Here is a 25,477-nt window from a genome sequence, read left to right as displayed (position 1 = left end):
ACTGATTCCAACGTTGCTGCGTCGCAATATTGCCGTCAGCGCCAGCCCATAACAAAGCGGCTATTTATTTGGTGCATTGCACTCAAATACTTGAAACCTATGAGAGTTTTGTCTCGTTAAGATCCTGCTATCGTGAATGCGCCCCATTGCTGAAGCGCACGCATCAATCCCGCCGTCTTAACGCATCGGTATTAGATATATCACATACTGGATTTTATAAATAGGCGCGTTTCCCCTGCGTGGCGTGCTTGGGACGTGTTTGCGGCGCGTACGCGCGGTCACACACGGGGCGCACGCGCCCGCGCGGGGTCAACGAGAGAAAGCGATGGGCGCAAAGCCAAGCGGGCCGCTCGGGAACATGTCCCGGGCGGCCCGCAATGAGGGTCGTGCAGCGTATCTAGTTAGTCGAGAAAATCGCAGTTGGCTTCGACGTACACAGCCAAGTCGAGCGAATGGTCGCGTACCAGCCGCTCCACCAGTTCGGTGTCGCGCGCTTCGAGCGCTTCGATGATGCGCATGTGATCGACGATAGAACGCGAGGCACGGTCGCTCTGCGAAATCGTCATCTTGCGTATGGCACGGACATGCACAAAGATGTTCCGGATGGTGTCGAAGATGATCTGCGACTTCGCCAGTTGCACAATCGCCTGGTGGAACTCGATGTTGGCTTCGGAATACTCTTCGATATGCGTCGCCGGCGTGTCGTCGCGGAAATTGTCGAACATGTGCCGCAACTGGGCAATTTCCTCGTCGGTAGCGCGTATCGTGGCCAACCTAGCCGCCATGCTCTCCAGAGCCGCCCACATCTGGATCATTTCAACGATTTCCTGCTTCGTCTTGCGCAAAATGTAGACGCCGCGCCGAGGCACGGTGCGCAGGAAGCCTTCCTGCTCGAGCAAGGTCATCGCCTCGCGTATCGGCGTTCGGCTTACACCGAGCGCTTCAGTCAAATCTTTCTCATCCAGCCGGATCTCTTCTCGAGACCCGTAAATATCGGCTTCGGCGATGGCTTGCCGCAGCTTTATATAAGCCTGATCACGCAGCGAAATACCGGCGTTGATCGGCTGTAGCGCCAGTCTTAGGGGCAGTGGACGCGCGACATTTGGAATATCAGCAGACATTGAATGATTGTTTTCCTACATTCCGATGACCGGTCGAGATAGCCTTACCGGAACCGCCGCGCGATTCTTCAGCTTCCAGACCAGCGAAACGACCATTGTTCTGCGCGTGCTTGAGCACGGTGGCAGGAATGGTTACCGTCATCAAATACGTCATGCCAGCACCGAATGCGATCACACCGATAGCCAAGGCTGCTAAAAGCGACGTTGCCATGTTGAGCTCCAGAGAAAATGATTTAGAGACCCAATTATATGTTGCGTCGCATCATGGCGCAATGAATTTCAAATACAATATATCAGAGACTTCGCTAAAAGTGTTACAAGATGTATACGGGTTTACTTGGTGTTTCGCGGAGTTTTGTAGGCTCTCTTCCGGATTTCCTCCGCGTTCTCCCCGGGTTTTCCCGGGTTTGTCCCGATTTTAGCTGTCAGGCAGCCCGCCTTTGCGCAATGAACTCGCGCTGCTTGATCAGCGCGAGCACCACATCGATGGTTGGCGTCGCCTGCCCTACCAGCCGCCCCATCTCCTGTATCACCGTGAGCAGCGGATCGATTTCCATCGGCCGGCCGCTTTCCAGATCTTGCAGCATCGATGTCTTATGAGCGCCGACAGCGCCGGCGCCATCGATGCGTTTATCCACGCTGACCCTGAAATGCACACCGAGGCGTTCGCCGATCGCTTGCGCCTCCTTCATCATTGTGTGTGAGACGGCGCGCGTGCCGGGGTCGCCAGTAATGACGTCGAGCGTGGCATGCGTCAAGGCGCTGATCGGGTTGAAGCACAGATTCCCCCACAGCTTGAGCCAGATCTCGTCGCGGATGTTGTCGCGAATCGGGGCGTCGAACCCCGCCGCCTCCATGACTTCGTGCAAGTGTTGAATCCGCGGGGTGCGTTCGCCGTTGGGCTCGCCGATCGGGAATTTCTTGCCGTACACATGCTTGACGACCCCGGGCGCGACCAGTTCGGCCGCGGGATACAGCACGCAACCGATGGCTCGCTCGGGGCCGAGGTGTTGCCATTGCAAACCGCCTGGGTCGACGCTTTCCAGCGTGGTGCCGGCGAATTCAGCGCCGTGGCCGTGAAAATACCAATAAGGAATGCCGTTGACCGCGGTGACGATCGCGGTGTCCTTGCCCAGCAGAGGCTGGATCGCCGTCACGACCGATGGCACCGAATGCGCTTTGAGTGCGATGATCACGTAGTCCTGCGGGCCCAGTTCGGCAGCATCGGCGGTACAGCGTACCTTGACGACGCGCTCATCATCGCCGATCTGCAAGCGTACGCCGTGTGCCTGCATCGCAGCCAGATGCGCGCCACGCGCGACAAAACTCACGTCGGCGCCGACCGTGGCCAATTGCGCGCCCAGATAGGCCCCAATCGCTCCCGCTCCATAGACACAGATCTTCATGTCATTTCTCCTGATCAATTGAATGCGTTTTATATTGATATATTACATACTACATATCAGAAGTTTGAAAGGCAAGGTGCTTATTGATCAGTTATTTGAATAAAATCAATGATTTAAGTCAGAAGACGCAGTGTGAAGGACGAGCGTCGTCCGGGCGCAAGTTCTGGTGGGTTCAGACGAGGGAATGGGACTACTTGGCAGGCTATCGGATGAAGCGCCGATCGGCACCCGGCTTGGCTCGAACGCCTGCGATCATGAAGATATAGGCGCGGGCGCCGACCGGTTTCCTACTGACCAGCTATTTTCCGCCGTCAACCGAGGGGACAGGCGAAGGCGGCTTTAATTGGCCGCCGCTAGTGGGGACGTTTCGAACGAGGCCAGCAGGTGTGCCAGTTGCGCCCAGATCGCCGTGGCATTGGGACGCAACGAGCGGCCTTTGCGGCGCACCAGCATGATCGCAACGCGAATCTCCGGTTGCAGCGGACGTACTACCAGGCGCTGACTTTCCAAAAGCGATAAAGTCAGCGTCGGCACCACGCCCAGCCCGAGTCCGACTTCGACCATGCGGAACACCGCGCTGGCGTGGGCCAACTCCTGAACAGCGCCCCGCGGCACGCCATGAACTGCGAGCGCGTAGTCGAACTTGGGACGGCTACCGGAATCGTCATCGAGCGTTACCAGCGGCAGGCCGGTCAGATCCTGCCACTCGATCACAGGATTGGCTGCCAGCGGATGATTAACCGGCAACACAACGCAAAACGGGTCGAAAAACAGCGGCTCGGTGAGCATATCGTCGGCCTCGGGCGGCTCGATAACCACGCCGAAATCCGTTTCGCCGCTGCGCACGCTTTCCAGAACGTGCGGTTGAGCCTTGTCTTTGAGCACCAGCGAGATATTCGGGTACGTATTACGACACCCGGCAATACACGATGGCATCAAAATCGAAGAAAGAATAGGACTACTTGATACATGGACCACGCCGCGCTGCCCGTCTTGAGCTCCGTGACTATCACGCAGTGTCGCCTCGATTTCTTCGAGCAGCGGCGAAACACGAGCCACCAGATAATGGCCCGCCTGGGTCAGCGCGACTTGACGCGTGGTGCGATCGAATAACCGCAGATGCAGCTCATCCTCCAACTCGCGTATGCAGCGGCTTACCGCCGACTGCGTCAGCCCGAACTCGTCTGCAGCGCGCGTGAAGCTGGCTTTACGGGCGACCGTAACGAAGATCTTGAGCTGGCGCAACGAGATATTCGCTATCTCGCTGGCGCTCAGGCGAGTCTCCACTTGCGCGGTGTCACGGGACAGGGGGGCCGAGGTTAGCATGGAACCCTACGTAACGAGATGGTGGGAATCGTGCTCAAGTTCACTCGTGCGACCCTTCCGGCCATTGCCGAAAGTGCGACGCTTCGAGATCGCTGGCGATCGCGGTATTGGCAATCCAACGTCGACGCATCGGCGCCAGCACAAACTTGGCGGACAGGCCAGCTACGATGGAGATCACTGCCGTGGAGATAAACACCGCATCCCAGGAACCACCTGTGGACAACACCGAGGCCAGCGGCACCAGCAGCGCAGCCGTGCCCTTGGCCGTGTAGAGCGTGCCAGCGTTGGCCGCAGCGTATTTACTGCCAAACGTGTCTGCGCAGGTCGCCGGGAAGATCGAGAAAATCTCGCCCCAGCAAAGGAAGATCATCGCAGCGAAAAACATGAAGGCGTACGGATCATGACCGAACTGCATCATGCCCAGCAATGCCACCCCTTCACCGATGAAAATCAGGAACATGGTGTTCTCGCGACCGATCTTGTCCGAAAGGAAACCGCACAGGGGGCGCGTTAAGCCGTTGAGCAAATTATCGATCGACAGCGTCATGGTCAGCAGCGGCAACGTCAAACCCATGAGCACCACCGGCAGCTTGGCGAAACCATATTCCTTGGCGATGGGCCCGAGCTGAGCGGTCGCGATGACTCCGCCGGCAGCGACGAACACGAACATCAGGTACAACACCCAGAACACCGGCGCCTTGACCATTTGTCCCGGCGTATAGTCCACCTTGGTCGACACCAGGCGCTTGAGGACCGCGACATTGGCCGGCACCTTGGGTCTGACCAACAAGGCGCCCAGCACGAAGATACAAACGCCCTGGAAAATGCCGAAGAACATGAAGGTATGTTCGTAGCCCGAGCTCTGGATCATATTTCCAATCGGAATGACCGTGACGGCCGCGCCTGCGCCAAAACCTGCGGCAGTCAAGCCGGCAGCCAGGCCACGCTTATCTGGAAACCATTTGAGCGCATTGCCCACGCAAGTACCGTAGACGCAGCCTGCACCGATACCGGCAATCACAGCGGCGGCGTAGAGTTCTGGAAGCGTGGTGGCGTGTGCGTCGATCACCCAGCCCAATGCGGCACCGACCGCACCGATCAACACCACAGGACGAGGGCCGAATTTATCGACCAGCCAGCCCTCCACGGGCACCAGCCATGTCTCGACAACGATGAATATCGAAAAAGCGGTCTGGATGGCCGCGCCGCCCCAATGATTTTTTGCTTCCATCGGGACTACGAATAAAGTCCATGCATATTGAAGGTTAGCAACCAGCCCCATGCAGAGGATGCCGATGGTTAATTGAGCCCATCGGCTATGCAGTCTTGAACTGACCACGGATGAGTCGGCCATGACGGTGTCTCCTTATATTTTTTTCACTATTCCGGGCTTTTCGTGCGAAAGCTACGGGGTTTTCCATGCGTATGCTCAAAAATCATCAAGTCACCGTTTTTAAGCGGCGCCCGGCTCAATGCGAAACCAGAAATTTCGCTCCAAAACGGCCCAAAAAACGCTTGAAAGCTACGTTTTTCGGCGTTAAAGAGCTTAAGCCCGCATTGGCTCGTGCTGCCCGGCTCCTGAGTGACTTCATGCTGACCGAGAAAAACAATTAGGCATAGTTAAAAATTCTTATTATATTGATAAGTGATAACTTATGGATTGGACGCACGATTATGAAGAACGCTACGCTGAGGCAACTGAAGGTTTTCGAGACGGTCGCACGACGTTTGAGCTTCTCACGCGCAGCCGAAGAGCTCTACCTGACGCAGCCCGCGGTCTCGATCCAGGTCAAACAACTCGAAGGCCACGCCGGTCAGCCGCTGTTCGAGCAATTGGGCAAAAAAATATATCTCACGCCGGCCGGCTCGGAAATGTTGCGCTACGCGCGCGCCATCATCCAGCAATTCCATGAGGCCGAGGAAGCGATGGCGCGCTTGCAAGGCATTTCGGGCGGCAAGCTGAACGTGTCGGTGATCAGCGCCGGCGATTATTTTTTCCCGAGGCTTTTGGCGGAGTTCACTCGGCGTAATCCCGGCATTACGCTGAACTTGGCCGTTCATAACCGCGAGGAATTATTGCACCAGCTCAACGACAACCTGACCGACCTGGCCGTTATGGTACGTCCGCCACAGGATCTGGACACGACCAACCTGTCCTTTGCACCCCACCCTTACGTGATCGTGGCGCCACCCGATCACCACCTGGTGCGCAAGAAGAATATCCCCATTTCGGCACTGGCGAAAGAACCGTTCGTGGTGCGCGAAAAAGGCTCCGATACGCGTAACTCCATGGAAGAGGGTTTCGCCGGGCGCCTGCCCAACCTCAACATCGCGATGGAAATCACCAGCACGGAAACCATCAAGCAGGCGGTTATCGCGGGCATGGGCATCAGTTTTCTGTCGGCCCACACGATCAGCCTTGAACTACAGGTCGGCAACTTGGCCGTGCTCGACGTTCAGGGTTTTCCGGTTTTGCTGAACTGGTTTTTGGTGCACCGCAAAAACAAACGGTTGCCGCCGGTCGCCGAAGCGTTCAAAAACTTTTTGCTCAGCGAAGGAGCAAGCCAGATCGAGCATATCACGCGATTGCGATGGTAAAGGCGTCATGGGCCTGAAGCACCATGCATAATTGATTATTTATGGTTTTTCAAAAAAACTTTAACTATCGCAAATATATTGGGACTTCTATTCTTGGCTTAACCAATTTCGTTAAGCGAGGAGTCTCAACATGGGCCAAGCCAATCTCCATCTTCACGCAAGCGCCGTGCGTCCCGACGAGCATGCCCAACTGTGCGCTTATAACACGGCGTTCGGCGAACTGGGGCTTCGGTTCCGCTGGGACTCAGCCACTTTGAGCGATTTCCAACATGCCCGCGACGAAAAAGAAGCGATCGCGCGCTATCTTGAGACGCATCAGCCGTATTTGCTTAAAGCTTACGACGTCGATTTCCTGAGTCAGCTTATCCTGGATAAGAAGAACCAGCGTTTTCAAACTGGCGCGTGACACGCTGCGGGGCTGGACCACGCATCCAGCCGCAAGCCGGACGACATCCCTGCGTTCGACAAAACATTGATCGAGGAACTGGCGCAGCACAGGAAAGCGGCCTGACGAACGGGCGAAGCGCGGCGCGGCTCGGCCAATAGCGCCACGCTTCGTTTCGGTCCTTAGATGTGAAACAGGCCACACGTTTTCGGGTGGCCTGTTTTTATTGGAACGGTGTGATCGCCGTCGCAGCCTGCGCACCGCAGCCTAGGCACTGCGGCGAGCGTGCCGTTCAGCTCATCGGTAGAGGTGGCAGTTGGGTCCCGAGCTGACCGAACAAGGCCGGGGTGGCGCCATTGGCGAGATGCGCACCCACCGCCTGCAAGTCGATGCCGGCATCTTTGGAAAGCAGCGCGTAACTTAGTTTTCCGCGCCGCCACGTGACGACGTTCATACTTCCGACCTGCTGAGTCTGCACGGCCTGATCGGGCCGGCTATCGCCGATCACGCACAGCGCTACGGGGTTACCATGTTCCGGCAAATAAACGATCTGCACAACCGGACGGTTACGAAAACGCAAGCGTTGCAATTGTTTGAAACTCAACCCGGTTTCGCGCAGATCGGGCACTTCGACGGCGAGCGCGTCGTCGCGATGAATCTGGCTGACCGTCTCGGCCGTCAGTTTAGGATCGTCGCTGACATTCGCCAGCGTGTCGCGCGTGTACATATCCTGATAGCCCACCACGGCCTGGATCCAGGGCAGCGGTTGTGCGGGCTTGACCGGTACAGCCTCCGATACGAACCCCGGCATGAACTCCGGCGCAAACCTCAGTGCCGCGCCGCAAAAAAACGCGCCGGCCACGAAGGCCACGGCCAGCCATGCCAGCGTTGAATGTTGACGCGTACTCGGCACGCGCGGTGCGCCGACCGGCGGGGACGGCGCACGCACAGGCTGGCGTAGCAATTCGTCAAGACGTCGCGTAAGCGATTCAGGTACAGGCGGTATCGCCTGACGGGCAAAGGCTGCCTGGTACGGCAGACGGGATGCGCGCAGCGCAGCCACGCGCGCACCGACCTCAGGCGACGCTGCGATAGCCGCCTCGACCTCGGCGCGCTGCTCGGGCGATACATCGTCGTCCACATAGGACATCAGCAGGATATCGTCGATATTCATTAGATCGTGTCCCTGGTCCGTGCGGCATCGCTGCCCGGATCGCCACGGAAGTGTTCCCCTATGGTCAGGCGGGCGCGCGACAAGCGGCTCATTACCGTGCCGATCGGTACCTCGAGCACGTCGGCCGCTTCGCGATAGGTCAAGCCCTCGACAGCGACCAGCAATATCACGACCCGCTGCGCGTCGGGCAAGGCGTCGACCGCCGTGAGAATCTCGCGATGCAGCAGGTCGACCTGGGGATCGACTGCGTGAGGATCGGCGATGGTTTCGATCAACGCGTCATTCCACTCCATGCTGGCGCGACTACGAATCCGGCGCGAGCGCACTTCGGTGATCCAGAGCGAATGCACGATAGAAAACATCCAGCTCAGCGCCGAAGTATCGGCTTGAAATTGATGCGTGCGTTCGAGTGCTCGCACGCAGGCGCGCTGCACCAAATCCTCCGCATCGTGCTTGTCGGTCGACAAACGCAATGCGAATGCCCACAGACGCGGCAACAGCGTCGGCAACATTGCCGGTAGATCTTCGCCTGTCATCGACGTCATTCCTGGCTGCGGTACCGGTCTCGGCATGGGGTATCAAAACACGCAAACAGCGGGAGGGAGACGGATAACCCTAGCCCGACTGCAATAAAACAATGCGCTCCGGGCGGCATTGTAGCAGCACAGTTTACTGAGGGGCAGGCCTATGACAGGTGGCAAGCGCATCGTCGGATCTTGGGTGCTTGGTTGGGTGCTTGGTTGCGCCCTTACTTGGGTGCTTCAGTCGCTCGCTTTTTGACCGCGCGCCGCGGTCCGATTCTTGCGGCGCGCGTTTGATTCATGCGGCACGTTCTACCGCCGCAACGCGATTACATCGTGCAGTTCCGCTTACTGCTTGACGGTGTGCCAGATGTTCTTGAAATTGTCGCCACTCATGTCACCGGGCTTTTTGTCCGACGCGTAGCGATACAGGGGGTGGCCCTTATACGTCCATTGCTGACCGTCCGCGGTGGGTATCAGGCCCAGGTCGCCGCTAGCAGTGTCGGACGAGGAGGCCAGCGCTGCCGGCCAAATCGCTGCGCAAGCGCCGGAGCAAGCGCTTTTGCCTGGGGTGGTGTCTTTGTCGAAGGTATAGAGCGTCATGCCTTTGTCGTCGACCAGCATGCCGTTGGACGCCTTGGGGGCCGCCGCGAAAGCTTGAATGGAAAGCCCGCACAAGGCGAGCAACAGCAGGGGTTTGAGCTTGAGCATGATCGGAGTCCTGTTATTTAGTGAGGGACGATTTCGAATGTAATGCGGAAGAACGTACGGACGCTTCGACCTGTCATCACGTCAACAAAACGCCGGGGTGCGTGGGTTTATTCCATTGTTTCTGTTGTTTATATCGATTTCTTTGGCGAGCATACGTTGGTCGACAGGAGCGGCATTTCGACTTAAGCTGCTTTGCCCCGCATCCACTGGGGGTGACGCGAAACAATACGACGACCCCATACCACGCAACATGCCTTATGCAGGAGAGGAAGATGGCCAGCTTCACCACGCGGATCGAATTAGACGACGTAAAACTCGGCGACTACTACACGCTCGACGATGAGATGCACCGCCGCGGCTTTACTCGCACGATCAAGGGTAGCGATGCTGTTTACAAGATGCCCGAAGCAACCTACAACTTCGTCGGCGATATCGAAGAACAAGCCGTCTACGACAAAGCGGTTCAAGCGATCGCGGCGCTTGGCCGTACTGGCGGCATCGTGGTGACCAAGTCCGCGGGACGGGTTATCGGCGGCTTGCATAAGGTGGCGTAACCACCACACCACGTATGGCGCCGCACATTGGCCGAGCCGCGATATCGATACGATGATTTCACTGGGAGCTGTTCATCGATCACTGCGCGCCGACCTACCGGGAGCCATCATGAAAATCGTCAAATTGATTATCCAAACGGCCTTGGTGCTTTGGCTCTTGACGTTCGTCGTGACCATTACCTCCACGCTGTCACCCCCTACTCTCCTTTGGGCGTTGCTGCTGCTGTCCGCGATTGTGCTGCTGGTCGCGCGTAGTGCAGTGGAGCGGACTATCGTCGCGTCACGGCGAGTCGGGACCGTGGTGAAAAGGTCGACCGGGGAAAACCCGCATCAGATGGAAATGGATACTTAGGCTTGCGAGCCAGGTAGTGTCCAACCTATGCTCTCTTTGGCGATCGGATATGACTAGCCCTATCGTAGAGGTCGCGACCCCATCGGCGCATGTCTCAAAATAAGTACATTTTCCCGAGGCCCCCTGTGCGTAACTCGTAAGTTATCCACAGAAAGTGTGCATATTGTTGTGGATAAGTGGGTATGGAGTACGCGCAAACCATTATCCCGTAAGGCGTTTGTTAAGTTGCCGCTTAATCCATCGGGACGGGAAATGCGAATGGGACATTTTCGGTAAAGCTTACTTCTTACCCGGCGGCACCGTCTCCATCGAAGCGGCACGGTGTTGGGCAATAGCGGGATGCGCTAGCTCTTAAGGCATAGAATGTGTTTCCGATGTACAAGGAGACGCTATGTCAATTTATTCCGACATCACGGAAAGCCTCAACAAGGCTGCCAACGAGAGAAAACAGTATGCCCGCGAATTGAACGCAGTCGCGGCGGCTTTTGCGCTTGAAGCCAACCGCGTTTTAGGTGCTGGCGACGCCGTTGAATATGGCGCGATGTTGGACGACGGTGAATTTGTGCCTGCGACAATTGGCCCGCTGAACGAGACGCAAGGCGCGCAATTCGTGCTCGCGGTTTCGTTCCAGGTTGATTCCGCCGAAGAGGTAAGGCACTTCCCGGTCGTCGTTCAAAAGACCAAGGCCGTGGGCATGCAGCTGTTTGTCGCGGGCCGGCATGGTCACACTGTAGCCGCGGATCAGCCCTCTTCTTTTATCGAACCGAGCAATGACCTGTCTGCTGCTATCTGGGATTGGGTTCGAGACGTGAAGGCCGAGTCGCAACTGGTTTAGCTGGCAATAATACAACATAATTGTTGTATTTCATCTTAAGTAATGCAACAATTATGTTGTATTGTTTGACCTCCGATACAGCCAAGCGGAGGTTTATGAATTACAGCGAGTTCAAGAGGTGGCTGAAGAAACAAGGTGCGACATTCGAAAATAGCAAATCGGGTTCCAGCCGCTCCCAAGTAACTCTTAACGGCAAATCAACAGTCTTCCCCGATCACGGTGCCAAGGAAATAGGAAAAGGACTGGTTGAAGCGATTAAGAAGCAACTAGGATTGAAATGAGACCAACAGCCCCGCGGGGCTGTACCTCAGACTCGTTGGATGCATGAGCCTACGAAGTATCTGTTGCTGATGTGTACGCCTTAAGCCGAAACTCATGCTGAAGCTCGATCCTCAAAAATTGACGCTACGACGAAAAGCAAGGAGCGCCCCGAATGTTGACTTACCCAGTAAAACTGGAACCGGACACGAACAATTCGTTGCTGGTGACCTTCCCCGATATCCCTGAAGCGATCACTGCTGGCGATAATGAACAAGATGCTCTAGCGATGGGCCTGGACGCTTTGATCACTGCTCTGGAATTCTACTTCGATGCCAAGTGCGCGATCCCGCTGCCATCTAAAGTGCGCAAGGGTCAACCTTCTGTCACCTTGCCCGCGCTAGTTACTGCCAAGGTACTTCTGGCCAACGAGATGATCGCCCAGGGCGTGCGCAAGTCTGAACTGGCGCGCCGCCTCGACGTGCACATGCCACAGGTAGACCGACTGCTCGATCTGAAGCACTCGTCCAAACTGGATGCTATCGAATCTGCATTCAAGCAACTGGGCAAGACACTGGAAGTGTCGATCGCCTAGCACGATGATCTCACGATCCATCTATCCAATTTCAGATTGAGCGCCCATGTCCACCTTGTCGACCAAGTGCCCGTATTGCAACGGGGACGACACATCCGGCGCTGAAATAAAAAACCCCGCACGTTGGCGGGGCACATCGTTCAGGTGAAGACGAGTCTATGGATAACGCTAGGCTAATGCAGATTTTTCTCTCCTGTCGAGCGCCCAATCAAACGCCCAATTCGACAAATTTTTGATAGCTGCCGCAAAAGAAGCCGGTTGATCCGCGTCTACCGCGAGGCGCTCCCCAGATGGCGTAATCAGACTTACGCCATGCTTGGTTCTGGCTATCTGCATATTGAGTCGCAAAACAGTATCTGCGTCGCCATCGAACCTTACATTAATTACAAAAGGCGCGATTTGCTGATTATTCAATTTCCCAATCTCGCCGGGGATAAACTCTCCCTCGTCGGAAAGGTGCCCCAGTTCCACCTTACCTTGGGCTTCCCAGGCTCGTTCCAACTCTCGCACAAATCCCGCAGCGGTAATTTTCAGGTCATTGGCATAATCGACCTTCTTCTTAGCCGCTTCATCGATGATTCCGGCCAAATCGGCATAAGTCCCCATACGCCCCCCTTTTTTATAGAGACCCATTTTAGACCATGTGCTCACGCAAAGTTTGACGTCAAATTACAAGCGAAAAGTCGTACTCGACGGGCCGACGATGCATTGCCAGGGATACTTTCCAGCGTGGTCAAAAATCCGATAACGTACCGCGCACATTTGAAAATGCGATGACGCGCGATTGATTTCCTCGGATGGCAGGTCCCTTCCCGGGAGAGCTACGACTGTTTGGCAACTACGCTCAAGTAACTGCTCTTAGAATTAACGACCGTAGAATTTCTATTAGCAATGCTAATATTCTTTGCCCGGCCCGCTTATGATTAGAATCAGGCGCGGCTATACGTACGTTGTTGCACGCGTAATGTCATAGGTATCACACAGCATGGACGATGCTACGGCAATCTTGAGCCGCTGCGTATTCATTGCTTTTACGGCGCATTGCTTTTACGGCGCATTGCTTTTACGGCGCATTGCTTTTACGGCGAGTCGAACTCGAGTTTAGCAAAGCGTCGCGCCAAAAGAAAAAAGGACTTACAGCCGAAGCTGTAAGTCCTTCATCTACTTGGTCGGGGCGAGAGGATTTGAACCTCCGACCACCTGGACCCCATCCAGGTACGCTACCAGGCTGCGCTACGCCCCGAAGACCGAAATTGTATCAGAGTTGCCTCATCATTCAAACATCAAACTCTACACAAAACCCTTTAAATCTCATCCGTCTCATTAGCCGCATCTTCATGCTCGACGAGTTCCCCGCCGAGCGAATGAAGTATCTCCAACAACGCGCCGCGCAGTTGCGCAACATCCACCGGTATCATCTCCGGCCCGCCCACATCACGAAGCGCCGCCTCGGCTTCCGCCGTATCGCGTCGGTTGGTCTCACGACTATCGAGCCGATTGCGCGCGCCATTGATCGTGAAGCCCTGCTCATACAATAGTTCGCGTATGCGTCGTATCAATAGCACTTCATGATGCTGGTAATAGCGCCGATTGCCACGGCGCTTCACCGGCTTGAGCTGCGTGAACTCCTGCTCCCAATAACGCAGCACATGCGGCTTGACGCCACAAAGCTCGCTGACTTCACCGATAGTGAAATAGCGCTTGGCAGGGATCGGGGGCAGTGCGACTTTTTCCATCGTCACGGGCTCGTGGTTTTCAACGTCGGTCGCGCAGTGCGTTCAGCGAGCTATTGGCGTACCGGCACCGCGGGCTCAGCGCCGCTTTCCACCAGAGCTTTGAGTTTCTGGCTCGCGTGGAAAGTAACCACTCGACGTGCAGCGATCGGAATGGCTTCGCCCGTCTTGGGATTGCGCCCAGGACGCTGGGGCTTGTCGCGCAACTGGAAGTTGCCGAAGCCGGACAGCTTGACGCTCTCGCCGTTTTCCAATGCATCGCGAATCACTTCGAAAAAAGCTTCGACCATATCCTTGGCCTCACGCTTGTTCAAGCCCACCTGGTCGAACAGCAGTTCGGCCAGCTCGGCTTTGGTGAGCGTCGGTGTATCCGTGAGGGTGCTTGTCTGCATCTGATGATCACGAAGCTGTGCGCTGCGCTGCATAGATAGCAAGGCTTCAAATTCACTCGAGTTCATTTCGTTCATATAAAAAAAATGGGCGCCAAGCTGAGATACGGTTGAGGGAATCGTAAAAAACGCCGCTCAGCCGCGCAACCTTGCGCCATATACTCGAGCCAGCCGTTCGACCATAGTTTTGATCGCCAGATCGACTGTTTCGTCCTGAAGTGTCCCGCCAGTATCTTGCAAGGTAACCCGGAACGCAAGGCTTTTCTCATGGGAAGCAAGGCCACCTGACACCTCCAATTTCGGTCGAAATTCGTCGAACAGCACCACCCGCGTAACTGCCTTGCAGGCGTCTTCCCGACGAGCCTTTTTCAGCTCGTCCAACAAGGACTGGGCACTGATTTCCTGCCCGACCACGACCGCGATGTCGCGACGCACGGGAGGGAACTTCGGGACGTCAACCGGCTGCGGCAAGGCGCGTGCGATCAAGGCGTCGGCCTCGATTTCGAACACGACCGGCGCGTGCGGGAGGTCATATTTTTGCTGCCAGCGTGGGTGCAATTCGCCTACCCAGCCGACCACGGTACCGTCGAGTTCGATCTTGGCGCTGCGACCCGGATGCAACGCCGGATGCTCGGCGGGCAAGAAGCGCGCAACAGCCGGCGCGAGCAAGGTTTCGATGTCGCCCTTCACGTCGAAATAGTCGACCAGGCGATGCGGCGCGCCCCACTGTTCGTCCACAACCGGGCCATAAGCGAGCGCACCCACCATGCTCGGTTGGCTGAAACCTTCGACCGTCAATTCGCCGGCCGTGATGCTGGGATGGCGGTGAAATACCCTGCCCACTTCAAACAAACGGATGCGCTCGGCCTTGCGGTTCAAGTTGTAGCGCAGCGTGTTGATCAGGCTGCCCAACAGCGAGCTGCGCATCACCGACATCTGACTCGCGATCGGATTGAGCAAGCGCACCGGGTCGGTGTTATTGGCGAAATCGCGTTCCCACTGTTCGTCGACAAAGCTGAAGTTGATGGTCTCGGCGTAATCGCGCGAGGCCACTTGATGGCGTATTGCGTGCACACCGCGACGCGTCTCATTGGTCGGCCGCATTGCGTTGGCGGCCACAGGTGGGCGCGCCGGAATTTTTTCGAAACCGTAGATGCGCGCCACCTCCTCAATCAGGTCCTCTTCGATTTCGATGTCGAAGCGATACGACGGCGGCGTGACGACGAACGCATCGTCGCGCCGCTCGAAACTCAAGCCCAGCCGTGTGAAAATATTCGTGATCTGTTCCGCGCTGATCGCAACACCGATGATGCGGTTGGCCCGCGAAACACGCATCGTCACCGGCGCGCGCGTGGGCAGATTGACGATCTGGTCGTCGACCGGCCCGGCATTGCCGCCGCAAATTTCCAGGATCAGCGACGTGATGCGTTCGAGGTGTTCGACCGTGGTCGCGTAATCGACGCCACGCTCGAAGCGATGTGCCGCATCGGTCGAAAAACTATAACGGCGAGCGCGTCCGCGTATGCTGTCGGGCCACCAGAACGCCGCTTCCAGATAGATATGGCGCGTGTCGAGCGTCACTGCGGTGCTGTCGCCACCCATGATGCCTGCCAAGCTCTCGACCTGGACTTCGTCGGCAATCACGCCGACCTGCTCATCGACTTCGACCGTGTTGCCGTTGAGCAGCTTCAGGCTTTCGCCGGCACGCCCCCAACGCACATCGATCGAACCGTGGATCTTGTCGAGATCGAACACGTGCGACGGGCGGCCCAGTTCGAGCATCACGTAGTTCGAGATATCAACCAGCGCCGAGACGCTGCGTTGACCGGCGCGCGCCAGGCGTTCGACCATCCATGCGGGGCTCGCCGCACGTGCATTGACGTTGCGAATCACACGTCCAGAAAAACGTCCGCATAATTCGGGCGCGGAAATCTTGACCGGCAAGCGATCGTCGATCGACACGGGGGCAGCGATAAACGCCGGCACCTGCAGCGGCGTCTCGGTGATCGCCGCCACTTCGCGCGCGATGCCGAACACCGACAGGCAATCGGCTTTATTCGGCGTCAGCTTGATTTCGAATATCGTGTCGTCGAGATCGAGTACTTCGCGAATGTCCTGCCCCACCGGTGTATCCGCCGGCAGGATCAACAGACCGCTATGGTCTTCAGTGAGCTTGAGTTCGCGCGCGGAGCACAGCATGCCCTGGCTTTCGACGCCACGCAGCTCGCCGAGCTTGATCACGAACGGCTCACCACCCGCTTCCGCCGGTGGCAATTCAGCGCCCACCAGTGCGCACGGCACCTTGATGCCGGGCGCGACATTGGGTGCGCCACATACGATGGTCAGTATCGTGCCGGTGCCCACATCCACCTGGCAAACATTGAGCCGATCGGCGTTCGGATGTTTCGCGATCTCAAGCACGTGGCCAACCACCACTTTACTGGTGGGAGGCGCAGCCGGGCGTTGCTCTTCGACTTCGAGGCCGGCCATGGTCATGGCGTGACCGAGCGCATCGCTCGACAAGTCGGGATCGACAAAACTGCGCAGCCAGGATTCGGGGAATTGCATGAGTATCTAGTATTCGGTGTGAGTAACTATCAAGCGCGATCAAGCTCGCGCAAAACTCGCTTTGAACTCAGCGCGATCCAAATTCAGCACGATTCGAAGTCGGCTCGGTTCAAAGTCAGCGTGATTCAAAGTCGATGATTCAAAGTCGACCCGGCGGGCAAACTCAAGCGAATTGCTTCAAGAAACGCAAATCGTTTTCGAAAAAGAGCCGCAGATCCTGTACGCCATAACGCAACATCGTGAGTCGCTCCAGCCCGCTGCCAAACGCAAAGCCGATGTAGCGTTCCGGATCGAGGCCCATGTTGCGGATCACCGATGGATGAACCTGACCCGAGCCGGAAATCTCCAGCCATTTGCCGGCGTTCTTGCCTTGCTCGAACTTCATGTCGATTTCGGCTGACGGCTCGGTGAACGGAAAATACGATGGGCGAAAGCGCACCTGAATATCGTCGCGCTCGAAGAAGCGGCACAGAAAATCGGTGTACACGCCCTTGAGATCGGCGAAGCTGATGTCCTCGGCAATCCACAGCCCTTCCACCTGATTGAACATCGGCGAATGGGTCGCGTCGCTGTCGACGCGGTACGTGCGACCTGGCGCGATCACTTTGATCGGCGGGTGATTCATGCGTGCATAGCGCACCTGCATCGGGCTGGTGTGCGTGCGCAACAGCAGCGAGCGGCCGTCGTTATCTTTGGCGTCGACGTAGAACGTATCCTGCATCGAACGCGCGGGATGGTTCTCCGGACTGTTCAACGCAGTGAAGTTGTACCAGTCGTTTTCGATTTCGGGACCGTCGGCCACGTCGAATCCGATGGTGCGGAAAATTTGTTCGACGCGCTCCCAGGTGCGCATCACGGGGTGCAGGCTGCCATTGCCGATACCGCGTCCGGGCAAGGTGACGTCGATCGCCTCCGTCGCCAGCCGCTGATCCATCAGCGCATCGGCCAGCGCCTGACGACGCGCGGTGAGCGCTTCTTCAACCTGCTGCTTGATGATGTTGATACGCGCGCCTTCAGCCTTGCGCGTTTCAGGGTCGAGCTTGCCCAGACCTTTGAGCAACTCGGTCAGCTTGCCGGCTTTGCCAAGGAAACGCGCCTTCTCGTTTTCGAGCGTCGCAGCGTCAGAGGCGGTGGCGAATGCGGTCCGTGCATCCGCGACAATCTGTTCCAGATCCATGAGGCCCTTCATGTAAGCGTCTATCCATGCGCAGACTAGGCTGTCGCACCAACAAAAACGGGGCTCGGTAAGAGCCCCGTTTCACCGCACAGCCAGGGCGAACCCAGCACTGCGGCTTACTTCGCAGCGTGCGGCCGATGTTGCCACCGGCCACACGCATGCCGCAATTAATGCGCGACGGTGGCCTTTACCTGATTCACGATCGCGGTAAAAGCAACTTTATCGAACACAGCCATATCGGCCAGCACCTTACGGTCGAGTTCAATCGACGACCGTTTCAGGCCATTCATGAACACGCTGTAGGTCATGTCGTGCTGACGCACGGCCGCATTGATACGCGCGATCCACAAACGACGGAACACACGTTTCTTGTTGCGGCGGTCACGATAGGCATATTGCCCAGCGCGCATGACGGCTTGTTTGGCGATACGGTAGACGTTATTGCGACGGCCGCGATAGCCCTTCGCCAAGTCTATGATTTTTTTGTGACGGGCCCGTGCGGTAACCCCACGTTTAACTCTAGGCATAGTTTGCTCCTGTGAGTGTTGGGATTATGCGTAAGGCATCATGGCACGAACTGAAGCCATGTTCGATTCATGAACGCCTACGGTACCGCGCAGATGACGTTTGTTCTTCGTCGTCTTCTTGGTCAGGATGTGGCGCTTGAAGGCTTGGCCGCGTTTAACGGTACCGCCCGGACGCACCACGAAGCGCTTTGCAGCACTCTTCTTGGTCTTCATCTTTGGCATGACAACAACTCCAGGTTTTCTTAGATGAGCGTGGGTGTGCGGCTGTGCCGCCCTTTAAAAACCTACGTTCACTCACTGACGGCGCCGCGCTGACACTCAGCGTGACGCCGCTTCCGGCATGGCAACCCTAACGCCATCCGGAAAATCGAAACGATACACACGCTTAAAGTGAACACTAAGGTTCACATCAACGTTGGCATCGACCGAATCGGGTACAGCCTACTTCTTCTTTTTAGGCGAGAGCACCATGACCATCTGGCGCCCTTCCATCTTCGGCATTTGCTCGACCTGACCATATTCGTCAAGGTCGGTACGCAACCGCTCCAGCACACGCATGCCGATTTCCTGGTGGGCCATTTCACGACCGCGAAAACGCAGCGTGATCTTGGTCTTGTCACCCTCATCCAGGAAACGGATCAGATTGCGCAACTTGACGGAATAGTCGCCGTCATCGGTGCCCGGGCGGAATTTGACTTCCTTGACCTGGATCACCTTCTGTTTGAGCTTCGCTTCGTGGGCTTTTTTGGATTCTTGGTATTTGAACTTGCCGTAGTCCATCAACCGGCAGACCGGCGGAACCGCTTGCGGCGCGATTTCTACCAGATCCACATCCGACGCTTCCGACAGACGAAAGGCATCAGCAAGCTTCACAATACCGAGAGCCTCACCCTCGATCCCAACCAGACGCACTTCAGGCGCCGATATTTCGCCGTTGATGCGATGTGCAGACTTATCCGTAGCGATGTTACGTTTCCTTTAAAAATAAAAAATTTAGCCGTGCTGCAAAGCGACGGGTTACTTGAATGACTGCACATCCTTGCGCAATACTTCAAGGAACGCATCGACCGACATCGTACCAAGGTCGATTCCGCCACGGGCACGCACGGCTACCGTGTTCGTATCACGCTCTTTATCGCCGACCACCAACAGGTAGGGCACTTTTTCCAGCGTGTGAACGCGTATTTTATAGCTAATTTTCTCATTGCGCAAATCAACCTGCGCCCTAAGCCCTTGTTTTTTCAACGATTGGGTCAAACTCGAGGCATATTCGCCCTGATTTTCGCTGATATTGAGCACCATTGCCTGAACCGGCGCCAGCCAGGCAGGCATTGCACCGGCGTGGTTTTCGATCAACATGCCGATAAAACGCTCCAGCGAACCGACGATCGCGCGGTGCAGCATCACCGGCACCTTGCGGGTATTGTCTTCGGCCACATATTCCGCGCCCAGGCGCGCCGGCATCGAAAAATCGACCTGCATCGTGCCGCATTGCCACGAGCGCCCGATCGAATCTTTCAGGTGGTATTCGATTTTAGGGCCATAGAATGCACCCTCGCCCGGCAATTCTTCCCACTCCGAGCCCGAAGCGCGGATCGCTTCGCGCAACGCGTCTTCGGCTTTGTCCCAGACGGCGTCCTCGCCGATGCGCATATCGGGGCGCAATGCGAGCTTGATCGCAACGTCGGTGAAGCCAAAATTTTCGTACACCGCCCGCACGACCTTGTCGAAACGCGCAACTTCGCCCTGGATTTGATCTTCGGTACAGAAGATATGGCCGTCGTCCTGCGTAAAGCCGCGCACGCGCATCAGGCCATGCAACGCTCCGGACGGCTCGTTACGATGGCACTGGCCGAACTCGCCGTAACGCAACGGCAAGTCGCGGTAGCTACGCAAATCGGAATTGAAGATCTGCACATGCCCCGGGCAATTCATCGGCTTGAGCGCATAGCTGCGATTTTCCGACTCGGTGGTGAACATGTTGTCTTTATAGTTCTCCCAGTGCCCGGTCTTTTCCCATAGCGAACGGTCGAGAATCTGCGGCGCCTTGACTTCCGAGTAGCCGCTGTCCACGTAGACGCGACGCATATATTGTTCGACCTGCTGCCAGATGCTCCAGCCCTTCGGATGCCAGAACACCAGGCCCGGCGCTTCTTCCTGGAAATGGAACAAATCGAGCTGCTTGCCCAGTTTGCGGTGGTCGCGCTTCTCGGCTTCCTCCAGCATGTGCAAGTAAGCTTCCTGGTCTTCTTTCTTGACCCAGGCCGTGCCGTAAATACGCTGCAGTTGCTCGTTGTTGGCGTCGCCGCGCCAGTAGGCACCCGCCACCTTCATCAGCTTGAAGACCTTCAACTTTCCCGTGGACGGCACGTGTGGGCCGCGGCACAAGTCGGTGAACGCGCCGTGCGAATACAACTTGATTTCTTCGTTGCCGGGAATCGCGGCGATCAGTTCGGCTTTGTATGCCTCGCCGATACCCTTGAAATACTCGATGGCCTCGTCGCGCGTCACCACACGGCGCGTAACGCGCTCGTCTTTTTTGGCGATCTCCAGCATGCGCTTTTCGATCTTCTCGAGATCTTCGGGCGTGAATGGCCGGCTGTAAGCGAAGTCGTAGTAAAAGCCGTTGTCGATCACCGGACCGATCGTGACTTGCGCTTCTGGAAATAGCTCTTTGACAGCGGCCGCGAGCAAGTGCGCGGTCGAATGGCGAATGATCTCCAAGCCCTCGGCGTCCTTGTCGGTCACGATGGCCAGTGATGCATCGTGATCGATCAGGGTGCTGGTATCGACCAGCACGCCATCGAGCTTGCCGCCTAATGCTGCCTTGGCCAGGCCCGGGCCTATCGATGCCGCCACTTCGGAGACCGTGACCGGCTGCTCGAACTGGCGCTGCGAACCATCAGGCAAACGTACTGAGATCATGCTGCTCCCTCCGCCACCGCTGCAGCGACGACTGATAAAGAAAATTCGAAACGGCGTGCCCGGTGCAGCGTGGGCGAAAAAAACTGAACAAAAAAAATGCGGCCCGTCGAGGCCGCATTTCATTTTCCAACATGTGCTGGGCCCTTGACTAGCGTCGCTCCGTGATTGTAGTAGGAGTCGTTCGCAACGTCATAGAGACGGGCCTCATTATTTAAGCTGCATTCATGTACTGCATTCGATTCGGGCATGCTGCCCCGAACCTGTTTTCGTTGGTAGGCTCGATTGGACTCGAACCAACGACCCCCACCATGTCAAGGTGGTGCTCTAACCAGCTGAGCTACGAGCCTAAGGAGAAAGCGATTATAAGGAGCTTTGCAGGTTTTGCCAAGTGTCTCGTGAGTTTTTCCTGCACTTTCCTGGCGCCTCCGCTTGGACTCCGATTCGACTCCCGCTAGCCCCCATTCAGCACGATCGCAAATTACGCTTTACGGTCGGCTCGCACCACGCCGGAAATTTCTTCGAGCAATATGCGCGCGCGCTGCACCTGCGCACCGCTCGATACTTCGATGGTGAACTGCATGAACGCGGTGTTGCGTTTAGAGGCGGTCTTCACGCCGATCACATTGATCTTCTCGCGAGCGAACACCTCGGAGATGTCGCGCAACAAACCCTGGCGGTCCGACGCTTCGATCGCGATATCGACGGGATACACGCTCGAGCCTTTGCCGCTCATCACCTCGTCGGACCACGCCGTTTGCAACACGCGTTCGGGCGTGCGCGCCTCCAGCCGCAAAAAGCTGGGGCAGTCACGGCGATGAATCGAAACGCCTTTGCCGCGTGTCACGAAGCCCGCGATTTCGTCGGGGGGCGCCGGACGGCAACACCGCGCCAGCTGTGTCATCAACGCGCCTACGCCGACCACCAGCACGCCGCTCGATGCGCCTTGCGCGACGCTCGCTCCGCTGCTTTTCTTCGGAATCAGCGCCGGCTCGTACGCGGCCGGCTCCACTGGCGGCGCATCGTGCAGCGCATTCTCGACGTGGCGCAGGCTGAATTCCTCCTTGCCGACCTGCACGAACAATTCATCGGTCGACTTGAAACCGAGCTTGCCCGCCAGTTCGTCCAGGTTGACCGAAGTCTTGCCCTCGCGCTGCAAGGTCTTTTCCACCAGCGCCCGCCCGCTCGCTACGGTTTCCTCGTGTTCGATCGTGTTGAACCACGCACGCACCTTGGTGCGCGCGCGCGGGCTTTGCAGATAACCGAGCTGCGGGTTAAGCCAGTCGCGCGACGGCCCGCCCTGTTTGATCGCGATGATTTCCACGGTCTGGCCGTTGCGCAATGGGGTTTGCAAAGGCACCATCGCGCCGTCCACGCGCGCACCTCGGCAGCGATGGCCGAGTTCCGTATGCAGGTGGTATGCGAAATCGACCGCGGTCGACCCTTGCGGCAAGGCGATCACGCGAGCCTGCGGCGTGAGCACATAAATGTGATCGTCGATCGAGGCATTCTTGAGTTGCTCCCACGGTTCATCCGCGGCGCCACCTTGCGTGCCACCTACAGTCCCACCCGCAGCACCACTGCCCGGCGCCGCATCGCCCACTTCGTCCTTCCACGCGAGCAATTGACGCAGCCACGCGATTTTCTCGTCGTACTCGTCGCTGGCACTGACATGCCCGCTGTAGCCTCGCGCGCCCGCCTCCTTATAGCGCCAATGAGCGGCCACGCCATATTCGGCAAAGTGGTGCATATCCTGGGTGCGAATTTGCACTTCGAACGCACGGCCGTCGTCGCCGACCACCACCGTATGCAGCGACTTATACCCGTTCGGCTTGGGCCGCGAAATATAGTCGTCGAACTCCTTCGGGATCGGTTGCCAGAGGTTATGAACGATGCCCAGCACCGTATAACAATCCTTGATATCCGGCACGATCACGCGAAACGCACGCACGTCGTAAAGGTCGGCAAAATCGATTTCCTTGCCGCGCATCTTGCGCCAGATACTGTAGATGTGTTTGGGCCGCCCGCTCACTTCGGCACTGATGCCGGCGGCCGCGAGTTCCTGTTGCAGCCGCTCGATGGCGCCCGTGACATACCCTTCGCGCTCGACGCGTTTCTCGTCCAGCAGACGCGCAATCTGCTTATAGGTCTCGGGCTCCTGGAAACGGAATGCGAGATCTTCGAGCTCCCATTTCAATTGCCAGATGCCGAGCCGGTTGGCCAGCGGCGCGTAGATATCCAGCGTCTCCTGCGGCAGGCCTTCGATCGGCTCGCTCTTGGTAGCGGCGTGATAGCGCAGCGTCTGCAGACGGGAGGCCAGCCTGATCAGCACTACGCGGATGTCCTGCGCGAAAGCCAACAGCATCTTGCGCAACGCCTCGACCTGCACGCGTCGCTGCGCGGCCGCATCGCGCCGTTCTTGCGGCAGTTGCGCGCCGGCCGCCGCCTTGACACTCACCACGCCCAACTGCAGCAGCTTGCGCACATCGATCACGATGCGCGCCACCTCGTCGCCGAACCGCTCGGCCAACACCTTTTCCGGATGCTTGATATAGGCGGCAAGCGGAAACAGGATGGAGGCGAGCTGAGTCGGTTTATCGACCCGCAACTTCTCGATGATCTGCGCCGTACCCAGCGCATGGTCGATCAGGCTTTCCCCGGACGACAGCACCACCTCGCCGGCCTGCTCGCGCACGAACGCCACCGCGTCTTCGAGAGACGCGGCGAGTGTTTCGGTCGGTTCAGTTTGCATAACGGCGAAAACGAAAAATACTGCTGCTTAAGGGAAAAGCTACGGAAAAGCCACGGATAAACTACGGATAAGTTGTTCTCAGCGAACAAATAATGCTTAACCGCGCTGAGCCGCTACAACCACCACCTCGACAAGACAAGCCGGATTCGCCAGCGGCGCCTGCACGGTGGCGCGCGGCGGCGTGTGCCCCTCCACCACCCAGCCCTCCCACACGGCATTTAGTGCCGGGAAATTCGCCATATCGGTGACGAAAATCTGCGTCGACAAGATCAAGGTCTTGTCGCTATTGGCTTCGGCCAGCAAGCGATCGATATGTGCCAGCACCTCGCGGGTCTGCCCGGCCATATCCTGTTTAGTGTCTTCGGCGATCTGGCCGGCCAGATACACCGTGCCATTGTGAATCGCAACTTCCGACAAACGTTTTCCGACATGCAAACGGGTCACTGCCATGATGGGTCTTCCAGTTAAAATTTTAAAAAGTACTGCGGTTCCAACTAAAAACTCAGCGTGTTGCAACTGATGCAACCGCGCTGTTGCCGAGCAAAAACGCTTCGAGAATACGCAACTGGTCATCGTGTACAAAGGTTGGTGCGTGTCCTACGCCGGGAATCTCGACCGCGCTCACATGGTGCCCGCGCTGCTGCATCTCGGTCACAGTCTCGCGTGTCAGCAAATCGGAATGCTCGCCGCGCACCACCAGCATCGGCCCCTTGAACGCTTCGAACACTTGCCACAAACTCGCCTCGCCGGCCACCACCATTTCCGGCGTGGTTTCCAAGAACGGCTTCGCCAGGTCAGGATCGTAACGCGCGACCCAGTGGCCTTCATGCTCGCGCAGCAGCGGCTGGTTCAGCGTGCGCCATTCCTCGGGCGTATGCGGGCCGAAGTCCTGCGCGAGCACCGCGAGCTGCTCGATACCTTCCTGCTCGCTGCCAAAGCGCACCACCTGCCCCAGGTAAGCACCGATGCGCTCAAGCGCGATCGGCTCGAGCCGGGGACCGACATCGTTGATCGCCATGCGCGCGATCGGCGAATTCGGCAAGCCGGCCAGCACCATACCGATCAAGCCACCCATCGAAGTGCCGAACCAGTCGACCGTGTCCACACCCAGGCGGGCAATCAGCGTCACCATATCGGCCACGTATTGCGGCATCACGTAGAAACTCGGATCGAGCAGCCAGTCCGAACGTCCGCGACCCACCACGTCGGGGCAGATGACCCGGTAATGGTGCCTCAAGCGGTGCGCCATCGCGTCGAAATCGCGTCCGCTGCGCGTTAGGCCGTGCACGCAAATCAGCACGCGCGGGTTGTGAGGATCGCCCCATTCTGTATATGCCATCCGGTGCAATCCCGCCGGACTGATACAGCGAACGCTATTGAAGTGCGGTTGCAACGGGGCGTGCGCCGAAACGCCAAGATCGGGTTGCTGCGCAGCATCGCCTGGGCTGTGCGGGGTAGGCTGAGTAGCCTGCGTAGGTACAGCCAGCGGCTCGAACATCAGATTTTCTCCTCAGATACCGGCAAACGCCGCTATTTTGCGCCAAAAAAAAGGGCGGATCGCTCCGCCCGTTTT

Annotated in this window: 28 protein-coding genes and 2 tRNA genes; 8 read left to right on the top strand and 22 right to left on the bottom strand. The window is 57.4% G+C overall.

The window, feature by feature from the left end:
* Positions 1-401: 401 nt before the first annotated feature.
* The 5 genes from GSQ77_RS17270 to oxlT all read right to left on the bottom strand — a co-directional run bounded on the left by GSQ77_RS17270 (position 402) and on the right by oxlT (position 5,207).
* Entirely contained in the window at positions 402-1,121 is a 720-nt protein-coding gene (locus GSQ77_RS17270; RefSeq protein WP_158904012.1) for a GntR family transcriptional regulator, read from the bottom strand.
* The gene (locus GSQ77_RS17265; RefSeq protein ID WP_158904011.1) at positions 1,111-1,332 is read right to left on the bottom strand and encodes a hypothetical protein; all 222 of its coding nucleotides are present in this window, start codon (positions 1,330-1,332) and stop codon (positions 1,111-1,113) included. The genes GSQ77_RS17270 and GSQ77_RS17265 overlap by 11 nt, the downstream gene beginning before the upstream one ends.
* Positions 1,333-1,546: 214 nt before the next feature.
* Positions 1,547-2,527, bottom strand: a complete 981-nt coding sequence (locus GSQ77_RS17260) for a 2-dehydropantoate 2-reductase (protein ID WP_158904010.1) — start codon at positions 2,525-2,527, stop codon at positions 1,547-1,549.
* Between the two features lie 339 nt (positions 2,528-2,866).
* Positions 2,867-3,853 (bottom strand): LysR family transcriptional regulator, encoded by a 987-nt coding sequence (locus tag GSQ77_RS17255; protein ID WP_158904009.1) that lies wholly within the window; start codon positions 3,851-3,853, stop codon positions 2,867-2,869.
* 40 nt (positions 3,854-3,893) lie between these two features.
* On the bottom strand, positions 3,894-5,207 hold the full coding sequence (gene oxlT, locus GSQ77_RS17250; protein ID WP_158904008.1) for an oxalate/formate MFS antiporter: 1,314 nt from the start codon (positions 5,205-5,207) through the stop codon (positions 3,894-3,896).
* Positions 5,208-5,272: 65 nt separating this feature from the next.
* Here oxlT and GSQ77_RS17245 point away from each other — a divergent pair, with 65 nt between their 5' ends.
* The 3 genes from GSQ77_RS17245 (at position 5,273) to GSQ77_RS17235 (ending at position 6,857) form a co-directional block, all read left to right on the top strand.
* Positions 5,273-5,467, top strand: a complete 195-nt coding sequence (locus GSQ77_RS17245) for a hypothetical protein (RefSeq protein WP_158904007.1) — start codon at positions 5,273-5,275, stop codon at positions 5,465-5,467.
* A gap of 60 nt (positions 5,468-5,527) precedes the next feature.
* Entirely contained in the window at positions 5,528-6,451 is a 924-nt protein-coding gene (locus GSQ77_RS17240) for a LysR family transcriptional regulator (protein ID WP_158904006.1), read from the top strand.
* 130 nt (positions 6,452-6,581) lie between these two features.
* Positions 6,582-6,857, top strand: a complete 276-nt coding sequence (locus GSQ77_RS17235; protein WP_158904005.1) for a LysR family transcriptional regulator — start codon at positions 6,582-6,584, stop codon at positions 6,855-6,857.
* A 271-nt stretch (positions 6,858-7,128) separates the two neighbouring features.
* Here the strand turns inward: GSQ77_RS17235 and GSQ77_RS17230 are convergent, their stop codons facing one another.
* The 3 genes from GSQ77_RS17230 to GSQ77_RS17220 form a co-directional block, all read right to left on the bottom strand.
* On the bottom strand, positions 7,129-8,010 hold the full coding sequence (locus GSQ77_RS17230) for an anti-sigma factor (protein ID WP_158904004.1): 882 nt from the start codon (positions 8,008-8,010) through the stop codon (positions 7,129-7,131).
* On the bottom strand, positions 8,010-8,546 hold the full coding sequence (locus GSQ77_RS17225) for an RNA polymerase sigma factor (RefSeq protein ID WP_158904003.1): 537 nt from the start codon (positions 8,544-8,546) through the stop codon (positions 8,010-8,012). Before GSQ77_RS17225 ends, GSQ77_RS17230 begins: the two co-directional genes overlap by 1 nt.
* A 333-nt stretch (positions 8,547-8,879) precedes the next feature.
* Positions 8,880-9,242, bottom strand: coding sequence for a hypothetical protein (locus GSQ77_RS17220; protein ID WP_158904002.1), 363 nt, complete (start codon positions 9,240-9,242; stop codon positions 8,880-8,882).
* 272 nt (positions 9,243-9,514) lie between these two features.
* Between GSQ77_RS17220 and GSQ77_RS17215 the strand changes: the two genes are divergently transcribed.
* The 5 genes from GSQ77_RS17215 (at position 9,515) to GSQ77_RS17195 (ending at position 11,836) form a co-directional block, all read left to right on the top strand.
* Positions 9,515-9,796: a hypothetical protein gene (locus tag GSQ77_RS17215; protein ID WP_158904001.1), complete on the top strand. Its 282-nt coding sequence runs from the start codon at positions 9,515-9,517 to the stop codon at positions 9,794-9,796.
* Between the two features lie 109 nt (positions 9,797-9,905).
* Positions 9,906-10,148 carry a hypothetical protein gene (locus GSQ77_RS17210; RefSeq protein WP_158904000.1) on the top strand — a complete coding sequence of 81 codons (243 nt, stop codon included), beginning with the start codon at positions 9,906-9,908 and terminating at the stop codon, positions 10,146-10,148.
* A gap of 391 nt (positions 10,149-10,539) precedes the next feature.
* The gene (locus GSQ77_RS17205) at positions 10,540-10,983 is read left to right on the top strand and encodes a hypothetical protein (protein WP_158903999.1); all 444 of its coding nucleotides are present in this window, start codon (positions 10,540-10,542) and stop codon (positions 10,981-10,983) included.
* 95 nt (positions 10,984-11,078) lie between these two features.
* On the top strand, positions 11,079-11,264 hold the full coding sequence (locus GSQ77_RS17200; protein WP_158903998.1) for a type II toxin-antitoxin system HicA family toxin: 186 nt from the start codon (positions 11,079-11,081) through the stop codon (positions 11,262-11,264).
* Positions 11,265-11,416: 152 nt separating this feature from the next.
* Positions 11,417-11,836, top strand: a complete 420-nt coding sequence (locus tag GSQ77_RS17195) for a type II toxin-antitoxin system HicB family antitoxin (RefSeq protein WP_158903997.1) — start codon at positions 11,417-11,419, stop codon at positions 11,834-11,836.
* A 168-nt stretch (positions 11,837-12,004) separates the two neighbouring features.
* Here the strand turns inward: GSQ77_RS17195 and GSQ77_RS17190 are convergent, their stop codons facing one another.
* The 14 genes from GSQ77_RS17190 to GSQ77_RS17125 form a co-directional block, all read right to left on the bottom strand.
* Positions 12,005-12,469 carry a hypothetical protein gene (locus GSQ77_RS17190; protein ID WP_158903996.1) on the bottom strand — a complete coding sequence of 155 codons (465 nt, stop codon included), beginning with the start codon at positions 12,467-12,469 and terminating at the stop codon, positions 12,005-12,007.
* A 533-nt stretch (positions 12,470-13,002) separates the two neighbouring features.
* A tRNA-Pro gene (locus GSQ77_RS17185) sits at positions 13,003-13,079 on the bottom strand.
* Positions 13,080-13,140: 61 nt separating this feature from the next.
* Complete coding sequence (locus GSQ77_RS17180) at positions 13,141-13,572, bottom strand: MerR family transcriptional regulator (RefSeq protein ID WP_158903995.1); 432 nt, start codon at positions 13,570-13,572, stop codon at positions 13,141-13,143.
* A 50-nt stretch (positions 13,573-13,622) separates the two neighbouring features.
* A complete protein-coding gene (locus GSQ77_RS17175; RefSeq protein ID WP_158903994.1) occupies positions 13,623-14,036 on the bottom strand; it encodes an integration host factor subunit alpha in 414 nt (137 codons plus the stop codon).
* Positions 14,037-14,093: 57 nt separating this feature from the next.
* Positions 14,094-16,526, bottom strand: coding sequence for a phenylalanine--tRNA ligase subunit beta (gene pheT / locus GSQ77_RS17170; protein WP_158903993.1), 2,433 nt, complete (start codon positions 16,524-16,526; stop codon positions 14,094-14,096).
* A gap of 163 nt (positions 16,527-16,689) precedes the next feature.
* The gene (gene pheS, locus GSQ77_RS17165) at positions 16,690-17,703 is read right to left on the bottom strand and encodes a phenylalanine--tRNA ligase subunit alpha (protein ID WP_158904223.1); all 1,014 of its coding nucleotides are present in this window, start codon (positions 17,701-17,703) and stop codon (positions 16,690-16,692) included.
* Between the two features lie 167 nt (positions 17,704-17,870).
* On the bottom strand, positions 17,871-18,230 hold the full coding sequence (gene rplT, locus GSQ77_RS17160; protein ID WP_158903992.1) for a 50S ribosomal protein L20: 360 nt from the start codon (positions 18,228-18,230) through the stop codon (positions 17,871-17,873).
* Between the two features lie 24 nt (positions 18,231-18,254).
* Entirely contained in the window at positions 18,255-18,452 is a 198-nt protein-coding gene (gene rpmI, locus GSQ77_RS17155) for a 50S ribosomal protein L35 (protein ID WP_158903991.1), read from the bottom strand.
* Positions 18,453-18,671: 219 nt separating this feature from the next.
* Positions 18,672-19,196, bottom strand: coding sequence for a translation initiation factor IF-3 (gene infC / locus GSQ77_RS17150; protein ID WP_158904222.1), 525 nt, complete (start codon positions 19,194-19,196; stop codon positions 18,672-18,674).
* Between the two features lie 51 nt (positions 19,197-19,247).
* Positions 19,248-21,155 carry a threonine--tRNA ligase gene (gene thrS, locus GSQ77_RS17145; RefSeq protein WP_158903990.1) on the bottom strand — a complete coding sequence of 636 codons (1,908 nt, stop codon included), beginning with the start codon at positions 21,153-21,155 and terminating at the stop codon, positions 19,248-19,250.
* A gap of 270 nt (positions 21,156-21,425) precedes the next feature.
* Positions 21,426-21,502, bottom strand: a tRNA-Val gene (locus tag GSQ77_RS17140).
* A 131-nt stretch (positions 21,503-21,633) separates the two neighbouring features.
* Entirely contained in the window at positions 21,634-23,904 is a 2,271-nt protein-coding gene (locus GSQ77_RS17135) for a bifunctional (p)ppGpp synthetase/guanosine-3',5'-bis(diphosphate) 3'-pyrophosphohydrolase (RefSeq protein WP_158903989.1), read from the bottom strand.
* 96 nt (positions 23,905-24,000) lie between these two features.
* Positions 24,001-24,354, bottom strand: coding sequence for a RidA family protein (locus GSQ77_RS17130; RefSeq protein WP_158903988.1), 354 nt, complete (start codon positions 24,352-24,354; stop codon positions 24,001-24,003).
* Positions 24,355-24,406: 52 nt separating this feature from the next.
* Entirely contained in the window at positions 24,407-25,243 is an 837-nt protein-coding gene (locus GSQ77_RS17125; RefSeq protein ID WP_254067690.1) for an alpha/beta fold hydrolase, read from the bottom strand.
* Between the last annotated feature and the right edge of the window lie 234 nt (positions 25,244-25,477).

This window comes from Burkholderia sp. L27(2015) (assembly GCF_009765705.1).
GTDB lineage: Bacteria > Pseudomonadota > Gammaproteobacteria > Burkholderiales > Burkholderiaceae > LMUX01.
This window is presented reverse-complemented; position numbering and strand designations above follow the sequence as displayed.